The sequence below is a fragment of the Actinomadura montaniterrae genome, assembly GCF_008923365.1.
Taxonomy (GTDB): domain Bacteria; phylum Actinomycetota; class Actinomycetes; order Streptosporangiales; family Streptosporangiaceae; genus Spirillospora; species Spirillospora montaniterrae.
Map to the genome: position 1 here is coordinate 46,868 of NZ_WBMR01000009.1, position 12,622 is coordinate 59,489.

Annotated in this window: 15 protein-coding genes; 5 read left to right on the plus strand and 10 right to left on the minus strand. The window is 73.5% G+C overall.

Annotated elements, in window-relative coordinates:
• Nucleotide 1 precedes the first annotated feature (1 nt).
• The 3 genes from F9B16_RS05445 to F9B16_RS05455 are packed head-to-tail and all read right to left on the minus strand — an operon-like array spanning nucleotide 2 to nucleotide 2,681.
• Complete coding sequence (locus F9B16_RS05445) at nucleotides 2–1,033, minus strand: MlaD family protein (protein WP_151538723.1); 1,032 nt, start codon at nucleotides 1,031–1,033, stop codon at nucleotides 2–4.
• Nucleotides 1,030–1,896, minus strand: a complete 867-nt coding sequence (locus F9B16_RS05450; protein WP_151538724.1) for an ABC transporter permease — start codon at nucleotides 1,894–1,896, stop codon at nucleotides 1,030–1,032. The genes F9B16_RS05445 and F9B16_RS05450 overlap by 4 nt, the downstream gene beginning before the upstream one ends.
• The gene (locus F9B16_RS05455) at nucleotides 1,896–2,681 is read right to left on the minus strand and encodes an MlaE family ABC transporter permease (RefSeq protein ID WP_151538725.1); all 786 of its coding nucleotides are present in this window, start codon (nucleotides 2,679–2,681) and stop codon (nucleotides 1,896–1,898) included. The genes F9B16_RS05450 and F9B16_RS05455 overlap by 1 nt, the downstream gene beginning before the upstream one ends.
• A 356-nt stretch (nucleotides 2,682–3,037) precedes the next feature.
• Between F9B16_RS05455 and F9B16_RS05460 the strand changes: the two genes are divergently transcribed.
• The 3 genes from F9B16_RS05460 (at nucleotide 3,038) to F9B16_RS05470 (ending at nucleotide 5,272) form a co-directional block, all read left to right on the plus strand.
• Nucleotides 3,038–4,279, plus strand: a complete 1,242-nt coding sequence (locus F9B16_RS05460; RefSeq protein ID WP_151538726.1) for an oxygenase MpaB family protein — start codon at nucleotides 3,038–3,040, stop codon at nucleotides 4,277–4,279.
• A gap of 149 nt (nucleotides 4,280–4,428) precedes the next feature.
• Nucleotides 4,429–5,067 carry a HemK2/MTQ2 family protein methyltransferase gene (locus tag F9B16_RS05465; protein WP_225991373.1) on the plus strand — a complete coding sequence of 213 codons (639 nt, stop codon included), beginning with the start codon at nucleotides 4,429–4,431 and terminating at the stop codon, nucleotides 5,065–5,067.
• Nucleotides 5,051–5,272 (plus strand): CDGSH iron-sulfur domain-containing protein, encoded by a 222-nt coding sequence (locus tag F9B16_RS05470; protein ID WP_151538728.1) that lies wholly within the window; start codon nucleotides 5,051–5,053, stop codon nucleotides 5,270–5,272. The genes F9B16_RS05465 and F9B16_RS05470 overlap by 17 nt, the downstream gene beginning before the upstream one ends.
• Here F9B16_RS05470 and F9B16_RS05475 read toward each other — a convergent pair.
• From F9B16_RS05475 to F9B16_RS05485, 3 genes are read right to left on the minus strand one after another with little or no spacing between them, the layout of a single operon-like run.
• Entirely contained in the window at nucleotides 5,269–6,315 is a 1,047-nt protein-coding gene (locus tag F9B16_RS05475) for an iron-containing redox enzyme family protein (RefSeq protein ID WP_151538729.1), read from the minus strand. The genes F9B16_RS05470 and F9B16_RS05475 overlap by 4 nt on opposite strands.
• 17 nt (nucleotides 6,316–6,332) lie before the next feature.
• Nucleotides 6,333–7,550 (minus strand): carboxylate-amine ligase, encoded by a 1,218-nt coding sequence (locus F9B16_RS05480; protein ID WP_151538730.1) that lies wholly within the window; start codon nucleotides 7,548–7,550, stop codon nucleotides 6,333–6,335.
• Between the two features lie 53 nt (nucleotides 7,551–7,603).
• Complete coding sequence (locus F9B16_RS05485; RefSeq protein ID WP_151538731.1) at nucleotides 7,604–8,074, minus strand: hypothetical protein; 471 nt, start codon at nucleotides 8,072–8,074, stop codon at nucleotides 7,604–7,606.
• Nucleotides 8,075–8,284: 210 nt separating this feature from the next.
• On the opposite strand from F9B16_RS05485, the gene F9B16_RS05490 reads away from it, so the two are divergent.
• Nucleotides 8,285–8,776, plus strand: coding sequence for a hypothetical protein (locus F9B16_RS05490; protein ID WP_151538732.1), 492 nt, complete (start codon nucleotides 8,285–8,287; stop codon nucleotides 8,774–8,776).
• Here the strand turns inward: F9B16_RS05490 and F9B16_RS05495 are convergent.
• Nucleotides 8,679–9,185, minus strand: coding sequence for a class I SAM-dependent methyltransferase (locus tag F9B16_RS05495; RefSeq protein ID WP_151538733.1), 507 nt, complete (start codon nucleotides 9,183–9,185; stop codon nucleotides 8,679–8,681). The two genes, F9B16_RS05490 and F9B16_RS05495, sit on opposite strands and share 98 nt — an antisense overlap.
• A 48-nt stretch (nucleotides 9,186–9,233) precedes the next feature.
• Nucleotides 9,234–9,569 carry an ArsR/SmtB family transcription factor gene (locus F9B16_RS05500; protein ID WP_151538734.1) on the minus strand — a complete coding sequence of 112 codons (336 nt, stop codon included), beginning with the start codon at nucleotides 9,567–9,569 and terminating at the stop codon, nucleotides 9,234–9,236.
• Nucleotides 9,570–9,679: 110 nt separating this feature from the next.
• Here F9B16_RS05500 and F9B16_RS05505 point away from each other — a divergent pair, with 110 nt between their 5' ends.
• Nucleotides 9,680–11,143 carry an MFS transporter gene (locus F9B16_RS05505; RefSeq protein WP_225991374.1) on the plus strand — a complete coding sequence of 488 codons (1,464 nt, stop codon included), beginning with the start codon at nucleotides 9,680–9,682 and terminating at the stop codon, nucleotides 11,141–11,143.
• 206 nt (nucleotides 11,144–11,349) lie between these two features.
• Here the strand turns inward: F9B16_RS05505 and F9B16_RS05510 are convergent, their stop codons facing one another.
• Nucleotides 11,350–11,982 carry a pyridoxamine 5'-phosphate oxidase family protein gene (locus F9B16_RS05510; RefSeq protein ID WP_151538735.1) on the minus strand — a complete coding sequence of 211 codons (633 nt, stop codon included), beginning with the start codon at nucleotides 11,980–11,982 and terminating at the stop codon, nucleotides 11,350–11,352.
• Nucleotides 11,983–12,003: 21 nt separating this feature from the next.
• The gene (locus tag F9B16_RS05515; RefSeq protein ID WP_151538736.1) at nucleotides 12,004–12,573 is read right to left on the minus strand and encodes a TIGR03086 family metal-binding protein; all 570 of its coding nucleotides are present in this window, start codon (nucleotides 12,571–12,573) and stop codon (nucleotides 12,004–12,006) included.
• Between the last annotated feature and the right edge of the window lie 49 nt (nucleotides 12,574–12,622).

Genomic DNA, 12,622 nt, shown 5'->3' on the forward strand with positions numbered 1-12,622 from the left:
GTCACCGGCCTCCCTTCGCGCCCGTGCCCGGACCGCACAGGCCGAGGATCAGCGCGCACGGATCGCTCGGCAGGTACGCCTCGGACGCCAGGTAGTGCTTGCCGCCCGGTCCCGGTGTCGTGGCCAGTTCCTGGTAGAGCGGGAGCAGGCGGTTGCCGGTGCGGACCGCGTCCCCGAGCAGGCCGAGCTGGGAGTAGATGACCGCGGCGGCGCGCTCGCCGCTGCGGAACGCCTCGCCGAGCTGCCCGCCGCGCTTGTCGAAGCCGTGGGCGACCAGCACCGACAGGGCGGAGAGCCGGTCGGCGAAGTCGCCGAGCCGTCCCTTGCGGCCGCTCGCCGCGGCGGTGATGAGCGCGTTGGCGTCCGCGCTGATCCCTGTGATCTCGTCTCCCGAGCCGGACAGCGCGCCGCTCAGCGCCGCGCCGTCGGAGATGAACCGGCGGGCGTCCTCGCGGTGCTTGTAGGCGACGTTCAGCAGGACGCCGGTCTGGTCGATGGTGGCGGCCAGCTTCGCGCCCTGCCCGTCCAGCCCCTGCGCGGTGGTGTGGACGATCGTGTAGACGTCCTCGGGTGCGATCGCGCCGAGCTGCCGGTCGGCGTCCGCGAGCAGGTCCGACAGGTCCTGCGGATCGGAGGTGCGCGCGATCCTCGCGCCCGAGGCGAGATAGGGGCCGGCGCCCTCGTGCGCGCCCGGGACCAGGTCCACGAACTTCGGGCCGAACGCGGAGGCCGGCTCGATCGACGCGGTGACCGTGTCCGGGACGCGCGTCCCCGAGCGGAGCCGCAGCGTCAGCCGCGCCTTGCCGTCCTCGCCCAGCCGCACCCGCTGCACCGAGCCGACCTGGACGCCGCGGACCTTCACCGGGGCGCCCTTGCCGAGCCCCTGCCCGGCGCGGCCGAACTCGGCGGTCAGCACCGTCCCGCCGCCCTGGAACGGCTTGGCGACCAGCACCCACAGCAGCAGCGCGACCGCGGCCAGCGTCAGCGCCGTGATCAGCAGCCGGCGGGGCAGGGAGAGCTCCTCGTCGATCATCCGCTCAGCCTCACCGTCGCGCCGTTGCCCCAGAACACGTACGACAGCAGCAGGTTCAGCGTCACGATCGTCACGATCGACAGCCGGATCGCCCGGCCCGCCGCGCGCCCGACCCCGGCCGGCCCGCCGGTGGCGTAGTAGCCGTAGAAGCAGTGGATGGTGATGACGGCGAACGCGAACATCGCCACCTTGACGGAGCTGTAGACCAGGTCGATCGTCGGCAGGTACAGCCGGAAGTAGTAGTCGTAGACGCCGGGCGCCAGGTCGAAGAACTCCGTGCTGATCAGCCGGGTCGCGAAGAAGCTCGCGAACAGCGCGATCAGGTACAGCGGGACGAGCGCGATCAGCGCGGCCACGACCCGCGTGCACACCAGGTAGGCGAACGACCCGATGCCCATGACCTCCAGCGCGTCGATCTCCTCGGAGATCCGCATCGCGCCGAGCTCGGCGGTGAACGCCGACCCGCACTGCGCGGCGAGCGCCGTCGCCGCGATCACCGGGGTGATCTCGCGGACGTTGGCGAACGACCCGACCAGCCCCATGAACGACTGCGCGCCGATCGACTCCAGCCCGGTGTAGCCCTGCAGGCCCACCTCGGTGCCGACGAAGAACGCCATCGTGAAGATCACGAAGATCATGCCGCCGCCGACCACGGTCGCGCCCGCGCCGACGACCACGTCGCTGACGTGCCGGGCCACCGTCCGCGCGTACTTGCGGTGCCAGACCAGGTCGCGAGCCGAGTACAGCAGGACCCGGTAGACGAACACCGGCCACTGCGCGAGGTCGCCGGTCCGCGCCGCGAACCGTCCCGCCGCGCGCACACCGCTCCGGCCGGCCCGCCCGGCGGAGATCGAGCCCGCCATCAGATCTTGGGCGGGAACGCGACGAAGTACACCGTCGTGATCACGTAGTTGAGGGCGAACACCAGCATGAAGGCGACCACGATCGCCCGGTTCACGGCACGGCCCACGCCGACCGGGCTCTGCGCGCAGTTCATCCCCATGTAGCAGGCCACGACCGCGGCGACCAGCCCGAACAGCCACGCCTTCAGCAGGGTCACGGCCAGGTCGGACACCTGCAGCAGCGACACCGCGCCGTCGAAGTAGGCGCCCGGCGTGACGTCCTGCAGCAGGACGTTGAATACGAAGCCGCCGGCGGCGCCGGAGACGATGACGAGCGAGGCCAGCAGCGTCGAGACGAGGCTGGACGCCCACAGCCGCGGCGTGACGAGCCGGTGCACCGGGTTGACCGCCATGGTCTCCATGGCCGCGAGCTCGTCGCGGATCCGGCGGGCGCCCATGTCGGCGGTCATCGCCGACCCGCCCGCGCCCGCGATGATCAGCGCGGCGGCGATCGGCGCGACCTCGCGCACGAGCCCCACGACGACCGCTCCCCCGGTCGCCGACTGCGCGCCGAGCTGGGCGGCCAGCTGCCCCACCTGCAGCGCCACGGTCGCGCCCAGGGGCAGCGACACGAGGATCACCGGCAGGCTCGTCACCCGCGCGAGGAACCACGCCTGCTCGGCGAACTCCCAGAACCAGCGGCGCACGTCCCAGGTGCGCCGCAGCCCCTCCAGCGCGATGACGAACAGCTCGCCGACCTCGCTGAGCAGCCCGTGGACACGGCCGGGCAGGTAGGCGACGGCCACGCCGATCACCTCCTCGGTCGTCGTCGGGCACGGATACCCTAGAGCACTAATTGGCGCTACGCCAATAGTGACTATCAGAGCGTCAGTAGAGCGTCCGGCACGGGACCGCGGCCCGCCGATCTCCACGCATCACGGCCAGATCGTCAGCAACTATTGGCGGAACGCCAATAACGGTCTAGTGTTCCGGGTGGCTCACTGGAAACCGGAGTGTGTCCCTTGCCGCGGCGGGCGCCCGAACCGCGCTTCGCGCGCCGCCGCGGCGGGCCGCCGGCTTCCCGCGTGCTTCAGGCGGGCCGCGACGATGCGTCACCCCGCGTATCAGGAAGGTGCTCTGGCCCCCGAGGAGGAGCGAAGGCATGGAGAAACCCAGCAGGCGCAGCGTGCTGATGGCCGGCGGAACGCTCGGCGCGCTCGGCGCGCTGACCGTCGCGACGCCCGCGCGAGCGAACGCACTGTGGACGTGGTCGCCCGAAGGCTCGGTCGTCGGCCGCGGCGAGGGCGCCGACCCCAAGTGGGTGTGGGACGAGGAGGCCGACTCGCTGGTCGCCGCGCTGCTCAAACGCGGCGACGTGCCCAAGGTGAACGAGCTGCTGAAGACCTGGACCAAGAACAGCCAGGCGCTGCCGGCGGGCCTCCCCGCCGACCTGCGCGACTTCGTGGAACGTGCCCGGCAGCTGCCCGCGTGGACCGACCAGGCCAAGCTCGCCAAGGCGTTCGAGTTCAACCAGAAGCGCGGGCTGTACCTCGGCGTCACCTACGGCTTCGCCAGCGGGATGATGAGCACGGCCATCCCGCACGAGGCGCGCGCGGTCTACTACTCCAAGGGCGGCGCGGACATGCGCGACCGCATCACCAAGACCGCCAAGCTCGGCTACGACATCGGCACCGAGCAGGCATTCCAGCCCGACGGCGAGATGATCGTGACCTGCGTCAAGACGCGGCTGGCCCACGCGGGCGTGCGCAACCTGCTGCCGAAGTCCGCGTACTGGACCAAGGTCGCCGACGAGAAGATCCCGATCAGCCAGGCCGACATGATGGTCACCTGGCACAGCCTGCCGACGACGGTCATGAAGCAGTTCGCCAAGTGGAAGGTGGCGGTCCCCGACGACGAGTCCGCGGCGTTCCTGCACTCCTGGCAGCTCGCCGCGCACATGCTCGGCATCAAGGACGAGTACATCCCGAAGTCGTGGGACGAGGCGAACGCGCAGGCCGCCCAGGTCCTCGACCCGATCCTGGCGCCCACCCCCGAGGGCATCAAGCTCGCCGACATCCTGCTGAACCTCGCCGCCTTCATCGACGGCGGCATCCTCACCAAGCACATCCTCGGCGCGCTCACCCGCTACGTGCTCGGCGACGAGATCGCGACCTGGCTGAAGATCCCGAAGGAGCCGGTGTGGGACCCGGTCTTCGAGAACCTCTGGCCGCCGTTCGTCGCCGTCCGCGAGGGCATCCTCGACATCACGAAGGCGCCCAAGGAGCTGCGGGAGTTCTACTGGGTGTTCGACGAGATCATCCGGCAGGGCGTCCTGCTCGTGCTGTCCGGCGCCAACTACCCGATCAGCATCCAGATCCCGACGACCAACAACCCCAACTACTGACCGGGCTCCTCCGGCCACGCCCCCGGCGCGGCGTGGCCGGAGGCCGCCGCCCCGTCCAGCGCCTGCGCGGCAGGCCGCGGTCCCGGCGGCCCCGGGCGCCCGGCCATGTTTGGCGGCGAGGTGCGGGGTAGCCGGGAGGGATGAGGCTGATGAAGCCGCCAGGGGTGTACGCGCCCCAAGGCGACACCTTCCTGCTGGCGGAGGTCCTGCGCAAGGCTCCGCTGCTGAAGGGCGCCCGCGTGCTGGACGTGTGCACCGGCACCGGCGCGCTCGCGCTCGCCGCGGCACGGGCCGGGGCGGGCCGGGTCACGGCGGTGGACCTGTCCGCGCGGGCCGTGCTGGCCGCCCGGGCCAACGCCCGGCTGAACCGGCTGCCGGTCAGGGTCCTGCGGGGCGATCTGTTCGGCCCGGTGGCCGGCCAGGCGTTCGACGTCATCGTGACGAACCCCCCGTACGTGCCGAGCGGGTCCGCGCCCCCGGGCCGCGCCGCCCGCTGGTGGAACGGCGGCCCGGACGGCCGGGCGCTGCTCGACCGGATCTGCGAGCGGGCGCCCGGCCGGCTCCGCCGCGGCGGCACGCTGCTGATCGTGCAGTCGGCCGTCTCCGGCGTCCAGGCGACGCTGGACGCGCTGCGGGCCCAGGGGATGTCGGCGTCGGTCGCGGCGCGGCGCACGCAGCCGTACGGCCCGGTGCTGCGGGCCCGGGCCGCCGACCTGGAGGCCGCCGGGCTCACCGAGCCCGGTGACGCGTCCGAGGAACTGGTGGTGGTCCGTGCCGACCGGAACTGACCGTCCCGCCCCCCGCCGGGTCCGGCTGGACGCGGACGGGCCCGTGCTGGTGGAGGGACCCGTGGAGATCGAGCTGCCGGACGGCACGACCGTGTCGTCCGACCGGTTCATGGTCGCGCTGTGCGTGTGCCGCCGGAGCCGGCGCTACCCGTTCTGCGACACCAGCCATCGCCGCAAGCCCCGCCGCAGGCCCGCCGGCGACTAGCCCGTTCCGGTCGGGAGCGCCTGGCGGAGCGAGGTGCGGCCTTCCCGCCACGACGCGAGCAGGTGCTCGCCGAACCGGTCCTCCAGGAACCCGGTGGCGCGGACGCCGAACACCACGTCGCACGCGAGGGCGGGCTCCCGGGCCAGCAGGTCGCCGAGGACGTCGTGCCGGAGCACCTGCTCGTGCACGGCGTCGGCCTCGATGTGCTCGGTGTGGAAGCGCACGCAGCGCGGGCTCGCGCCGAGGCGCTCCAGCGCGGCGGCCATCCGGCGCGCCGCGGGCGCCGTGGTGATCTCGGCGGCGGCGAAGTGCCCGGCCATCGCGCCGCGCAGCGCGCGGTGCAGACCGAACAGCGACATCATGTTGACGATCGCGAGCATCCGCCCCGGAACCAGGTCCAGGTACCGGCCGTAGGACGGATCCAGGCCGAGGTCCTCCATGAGGTCGGCGAACAGCCGGGCGTGCATGGCCTCGCCGCGGCCGCCGCCGAACTCGTCGAACTCCACCGCGACCAGCGCGGCCTTCGCCTGCCCGCGCAGGCGGGGGATCAGCCAGGCGTGCGGGTCGGCTTCCTTGAGGTGGTAGGCGGAGCGGTGGACGGCGTGTTCGCGCATGTGCCACCACTCCCCCTCCTCGCGCAGGTAGTGGGAGACGCCGTACGCGTCGGCCGGCTCGGCGAGCACCTCGGTCAGGACGCCGTCCACATCGTCGCCGGGTCCGGTCTCCGCGCGGAGGGCCGTCAGGAAGCGGCGCTCCAGCTCGCCGCGGAACGCGAGGAGCCCGGGCGCCCATTCCCAGCCGTCGTCCACACCGCCGAAACCGCGGTAGTGCAGCTCGTAGCAGACGTACAGGGCCAGGTGCAGATCGTCGCCGAACGGATCGGCGTCCTCCCGGGAGGACGCGGCGGCGTCGAGCATCGGTGCCGGGTCCGCGGGCCCGAGGCGGGCGAGCGCGGCCAGCACGGCCTCCGACAGCGGCCCGCGCGGGGCGGGCAGCGGCGGCCGCTCGCCGGCCCGGGGCGGGCTCGTCGCGGCGGTCGTCATGTCCCCTCCCTCGTCGATCAGCGGGCCGTCTCGGGCGATGGACCTGCGGTACCCGCTCCGATCCCGTCCATTCGGCCGCCGCCGTGGGCTGCGTCACCGTTCGCGGTGGAAGGGTCCGGAGACGTTCGCCGGGCGAGCGCCCCGACGAGCGCGCGCATGCCTCCGGCCGCGGCCCGGCGCTGGTGGTCGGCGCCCGTTCCCGCGCGCAGGACGCGTCCGAGCAGCTCGCGCGTCCGGCCGAGGTCGCCGGTCTCCTCCAGCGCGGACGCCACATGCTCGAGCAGCGCGGCGGCCAGCCGTGCCGCCGGGACGCGCCGCTCCTCGATCGGATGGACGCCCTCGCCCGCCAGGCCGTAGCGCGCCGCCGCCCAGACGGCGGCAGCCCCGACCTGGTCGTCCGGCGCGCGCGACGCGGGCCGTCCCGCCGCCAGTTCCGCCAGCGCGGTCCGCACCAGCCCGCGGGTCAGGGCGGCCTGCAGGACGGCCTCGTCGCCGGTCGGCACGGCGTCGGCCGCGCGGACCTCCACCGTCGGCAGGTGCGGCGAGGGCCGCGCCAGCCAGAACGACATGGCGGGGTCCACGACCACCCCGCATTCGGCGAGCCGGACCGTCTCCCGGTCGTGGGCCGCGGCGGACGGGAACCAGGGCGGCAGCCCGGCGCCGGGGAAGCGGGCCTGCTGGACCATCCGCCAACTCGCGTAGCCCGTGTCGGACCCCCGGTCGAAGGGCGAGTTGGCCGACACCGCCAGAAGGGTCGGGAGCCACGGGCGCAGATGGTTGACGACGGCGACCGCGGTGTCCCGGTCGGGGACGCCGACGTGCACGTGGCAGCCGGACACTTCGTAGTCGCGCACCACGCCCGCGTACAGGTCGCGGATCCGGGCGAACCGCTCCCCCTCGGACGTCGGCGGCACGGGGCCGGGCAGGGGCGCCGTCCCCGAGGAGACCAGCAGCGCGCCCTCGCGCCGGGCGGATTCGGCGAGTTCGCCGCGGGCCGCCGCGAGCCGGTGCTCCAGCGTCGCCAGGTCCGTGCACACCGCGGACGCCGCCTCCACCTGCGTGCCGAGGAGTTCGGCGTGGAACTGCGCACCGGAGCGCGGGGGAAGGTGCCGCGTGCGCGCGAGGACGGCGCCGGCCCTTGCCGTGGTCTCCCCGGTCACGGCGTCGGCCAGCAGGAACTCCTCCTCCACGCCGACCGTCAGCCCCGGCTCCTGCCCGATCGCGGTCGATCCCATGGCGGGGCCCTTCCCGGTTCCGGCCCGAGCGGCCTGCCCCGCTCGAATGCGCGTCAGTGGTCGAGGCCGTACAGGACCGCGGCGGTGACCGCGCCGTAGGCGGCGTGCGGGACCAGGTCGCTGATCCAGGACGACACCGGCCAAGTACGCGGATCGGTGACGCCCAGCGCGGTCATCGGGCCGCTGCTGCCGACCATGGCCCCGGCGGTGGCCAGCACGGCGGTGACGGCGCGCCCCGGCCGCCAGCCGGCGCCGGAGACGATCCCCAGCAGCACTCCGGTGCCGACGCCGGCCGCGAGCCCGGTCAGCGGACCGAGACCGGAGATGCGGTTGTCGTGCTGCTCGCCCTCGCCGGGCACCGGGATGCCGGTCTTGTCGGACAGCGCGCGGACCGTCTCCTCGGGCGTGTCGCTTCCCGGCCGCCCGCGCAGGGCCATGTCCAGATAGGTGACGCCGTTGAGCGCGGTCGTGCCCGCCGCACCGGCGGCGGCGCCCCGCAGCGCTCCTCGCAGCAAGCCGGCCATCCCGCGACCTTTCCGATCGTCCGTTTCGTCCTCTCGTGCTGCGCTCCCCGCCCCCGCACCCGGCAAACATCCCGCCCCGGCGCGCACCGGGTCCCATTGCACGCCTCCGGCGTGGGAGCCTGTTCCCATGCCGACAGGCCCTTCCCGGGCCACCGACGGCGAGTTCCTCGCCCCCTGACCGGTCCCCCTGCAGCGAACTGGGAGCCGAGCGTGAAAACGACCTCCTCCGTGGCGCTGGCCGCCGCGCTGCTCGTCCTCACCGCCTGCGGCTCTGAGGACCACGTGTGCGCTCTGGTCTTCTCGCCGACGGGCATCAGCGTCGACGTCGCCGCTCCGGACGCCTCCCGTGTCGCGTCCGCGTCGCTGCGCGTGTGCTGGGACGGAACGTGCAGGACGAAAGAACTCGGCTTCCGCCCATCATCGACGACCGTCCCGCTGGGATGCGACGTCGACGGGCCCGGCTCCGTCTGCGAGGCGTCCGCCTCACCCGACGGCGGTCAGCACGGATTCGCCGCCATCACGGATCTGCCCGAATCACCCGTCCAGGTCACGCTCACCCTGCGCGACCGCGACCGCCGCGCGTTCGTCGACCAGGAACTCCTCGTCACGCCGAAGGCCACCCGTGCGGACGGCCCGGGTTGCGGCCCGCAGGGCGTCCAAGCCGCACTGACCGTGACGAACGGTCGGCTGGCCGCTCGGTGACCGGTGGCGCCTGCGCACCCGCTGTCACCTGCGGGTCGCCGCGGTGACGAACATCGGGAGCGCGAGGAACAGCCAGCCTCGGCGGCCCCAGGTCGGCGCGGGCGTGCACGATGGCGCGGCTGAGCGCGGCGTCGGCGGCGTCGATGACGAAGGCCCGGTAGCCGCGCAGCTCGCCGTCGGCGAAGGGCAGCTCGTAGGCGTTCGCCACGCGGAAGCCCGCGGCGGGCCACCGCTCGCCGGCCGCGGCGACCATCCGCTCGTCGATGTCGACGCCGACCGCCCGCGCGCCCCGCTCGGTCATCTCCGCGACGGCGCGACCGGGGCCGCAGCCGACGTCGACCACCGCGACGCCCGGCGCGACGTCGAGCAACTCGTAGGAACGCGCGCGCAGCTCGCTCGCACCGGACATGGTGTCCCCGATATCGAGCAGGGCGATGAGGGCGTCCGCGCAGCGCGGCTACGACGGGCCGTCGTCCTGCGTTTCGGCGGCGCCCAGGCGCAGGATCGGCTCGAGCAGTCCCGGGAAGCGGTCGCCCAGATCGCCGGCGCGCGGCCGGACCCGCCGGTTCCGGCCGTCGACGGCCATGCTGATCAGCCCGGCCTCGCGCAGGATCCGCCAGTGGTTGGACAGCGTCGACAGCGGCACGTCCAGGCCGTCGGCGAGCGCGGAGCAGGTCGAGCCGGGCCGCGCCCAGGCGCGCCGCACCAGCTCCAGGCGCACCGGATCGCCGAGGGCGTGCAGGACGGGCGCGAGCGCCAGGGACTCGCGCGCGGGCTCGGGCAGCGGTCGCATGCCCCGACGATACCCCGACGCTTCGATGATCCGGGATCCTCGTTTGGACAACACTTCGATACTTCGGCATTATCGAAGTATTGTCCCCCGCGTCGTGAGAGGAGCCCGTGTTGAGCGCAGCCGAAGGCGCCCCCGGATCACCCGGAACCGCCGCCCCGACGAACCGTGCGGTCCTGCTCGCCGTGACCTGCCTGGGGCAGTTCATGGTCCTGCTGGACAGCACGATCGTCGGCGCGGCGCTGCCCGACATGCAGCAGCGGCTGCACACCCATATGAGCGGCCTGCAATGGATCGTCGACGCCTACGTGCTGCTCGTCGCCATGCTCCTGCTGTCCGGCGGCGTCTTCGCCGACCGCTTCGGGCGCAGGCGCGTGTTCCTGGCCGGCGTCGCGGTGTTCACCGTCGCGTCCGTGCTGTGCGCCGCCGCCCCGTCGATCGGCTGGCTGATCGCCGGCCGGGTGGCCCAGGGCGTCGGGGCCGCGGCGCTGAGCCCCGCCTCGCTGGCCCTGATCGCCGCCGCCCACCCCGTCCCGCAGGACCGCGTCAAGGCCATCGGGCTGTGGGCCGGCTTCAGCGGGATCGGCCTGGCCGCCGGACCGCTGGCCGGCGGGATCCTCGCGGACGCGTTCGGCTGGCCCGCCATCTTCCTGGTCAACGGACCCATCGGCGCCGTGCTGCTGCTGGCCGGGATCCGCGTCCTGCACGAGTCCCGCAACCCCGGGGCCCCGGCGATCGACGTCCCCGGGACGGTCCTTTCCGTCCTGGGCGTGGGGGCGCTGACCTACGGGCTGATCGAGGGCGGCTCCCGCGGCTGGACGTCGCCGGTGATCCTGGTCAGCTTCGCCGCCGCGGTGGTCGTCCTCGCCGCCTTCGCCGTCGTGGAGGCCCGCGTGCCCGCCCCGATGCTGCCGCTGCGCCTGTTCCGGCAGCGGCTGTTCACCGTGTCGAACACGGCGATGATCGTGGTGGGTTTCGCGCTGATGGGCTCGTCCTTCTTCTTCTCCCAGTTCTTCGTGTACGTCCAGGGCAGCTCGGTCCTGCGCGCCGGCCTGCAGACCCTGCCCGCGTCCCTCGCCATGGTGGTCGTCAGCCCGTTCGCGGGCCGGTTCGCCGCCCGGTACGGCTTCCGGATCGTGGTCACCATAGGCCTGGCCCTCGCCGGGGCCGGGCTGCTGACGCTGGGTCTCGTACACGCCGGCACCGGATACGGGAACGTGTGGTGGCGGCTGGCGGTCGTCGGCACCGGCTTCGCGCTGACGATGTCGCCGCTGACGGGCGCCGCCATCCAGGCGGTCAGCCCGCAGGAGGGCGGCCTCGCCTCCGGCATCAGCAGCACCACCCGCCAGATCGGCGCGGTCCTCGGCGTCGCGGTGCTCGGCGCCGTCGTCCGTACCCGCCAGGCGGGCGGCGCGTCCTTCGAGAGCGGGCTCGACAGCGCCTTCCTCGCGGCCGGCGCCGTCACGCTGGCCGGTGCCGTGTTCACCGGCCTCTGGCTGGCACGGTCCAAGCCGCCGGCTACGAGCGAACCTTCCCGATCACCCACTGGAGCGCGAGGAGTGCCAGAGCGGCGATGAGCGCGGCCCGCCCGTTCCCCGTGGCGATGCCCGCGCCGAGCACCACGGCCGCGAGGGTGGGGAGGAGCTTGAAGCCGAACATCGGTGCCTCCTGGAGACGTCGTGCGGCGGACCGCCGCCACCCGCGGATCCCATTCTTCTCGACGCCGTACCGGGCGGTAATCACCGCCGTGGTGAGGATCGCGGCCGGGGGCGGCGCGGCGGGTTCAGTACCGGTTCGTCGCGGCGTCCACGGCGAGGTCCGCGTCGATCTGCTCGGCGGACAGGTCCTTGAGTCCCATGTGGTCCTTGGCGATGCGGCCGAGCGTGGGGAGGCTCTTGCGGTCCGGCCACGTGCCGGGATCCCACAGGGCCGAGCGCAGGAACGCCTTCGCGCAGTGCATGTACAGCTCTTCGACGTCGATGAGCAGAGCGAGGCGCGGCCGCTTGCCCTGGACCACCATGTCGTCGAAGAACGGCGCGTCCGACACGAGCGTCGCCCGCCCGTTCACCCGCAGCGTCTCGTTCATCCCCGGCACGAGGAACAGCAGCCCGACCCGCGGGTTGCGCAGCACGTTCCGGAAGCTGTCGGCGCGGTGGTTGCCGGGACGGTCGGCGAGCGCCAGCCGGTGCGCGTCCAGCACCAACACCGAGCCGGCGGGGTCGCCGCGCGGCGAGACGTCGCAGGCCCCCTCCCCGTCCGAGGTCGCCAGCAGCACGAACGGCGAGTGCGCGATGATCGTGCGCGCGTGCTCGTCGATCCGGCCGATGTCCTTGTCCCAGATGGGCCGCGGCGGATCGGGGACGATCTCGCGCAGCTCGGCCTCGGTCGTCACCGTCCGGATCTCAGCAGGATGCACCGCTCGACTATAAGGTAAGGCTCACCAAACATGCACGGCCTGTCGGCCGAGGTAGCGCAGGAATCGGGTCTCCGCTGACGCGTCCGGCTCGACGGGCAGCTCCGGTGCGTAGTGCTCGGGGGAACGGTGCTCGCCGACGGTGCGCCTGGCGGCGTCCAGCCCGGCGCTCCAGACCTCGTCCGGGCAGTGGAAGGCCGCGCCGGTGGCCTGCCGGATGTCCCAGCCGTGGGCCAGCAGATCGATCAGGTTGATCCCGGCGGCGAGCTCGGCGGGGAAGGTGGGCAGATGGCACTGCCGGCGCGGATCGGCGCCGCGCCAGGCGGCGAGGGCCTCGGCGGCGGCATCGTCGAAGGCCGTGCGGTGATCGTCCCCGATGAGGCCGTGCTCCGGCGTGCGCGGCCGGTCGGTCGCTCCGGCGGCGAACGCGGCGAACTTCCTCGTGACCGCGATCGAGTGACCGATGACGTCGGCGACGTCCCAGCCCGGGTTCGGGGTGGCGAGCACGAGGTCGGCCGCCGTGAGCCGGTCCATCAGTGCGCGCCAGGCCTCCAAGGTGATGCCCAGTGATCGCAGGATCGGCCGATCGTCCACCCGCCCAACGCTATCGCCGTCGAGAGCCCGCGAATCGCCGTTCCCGGTG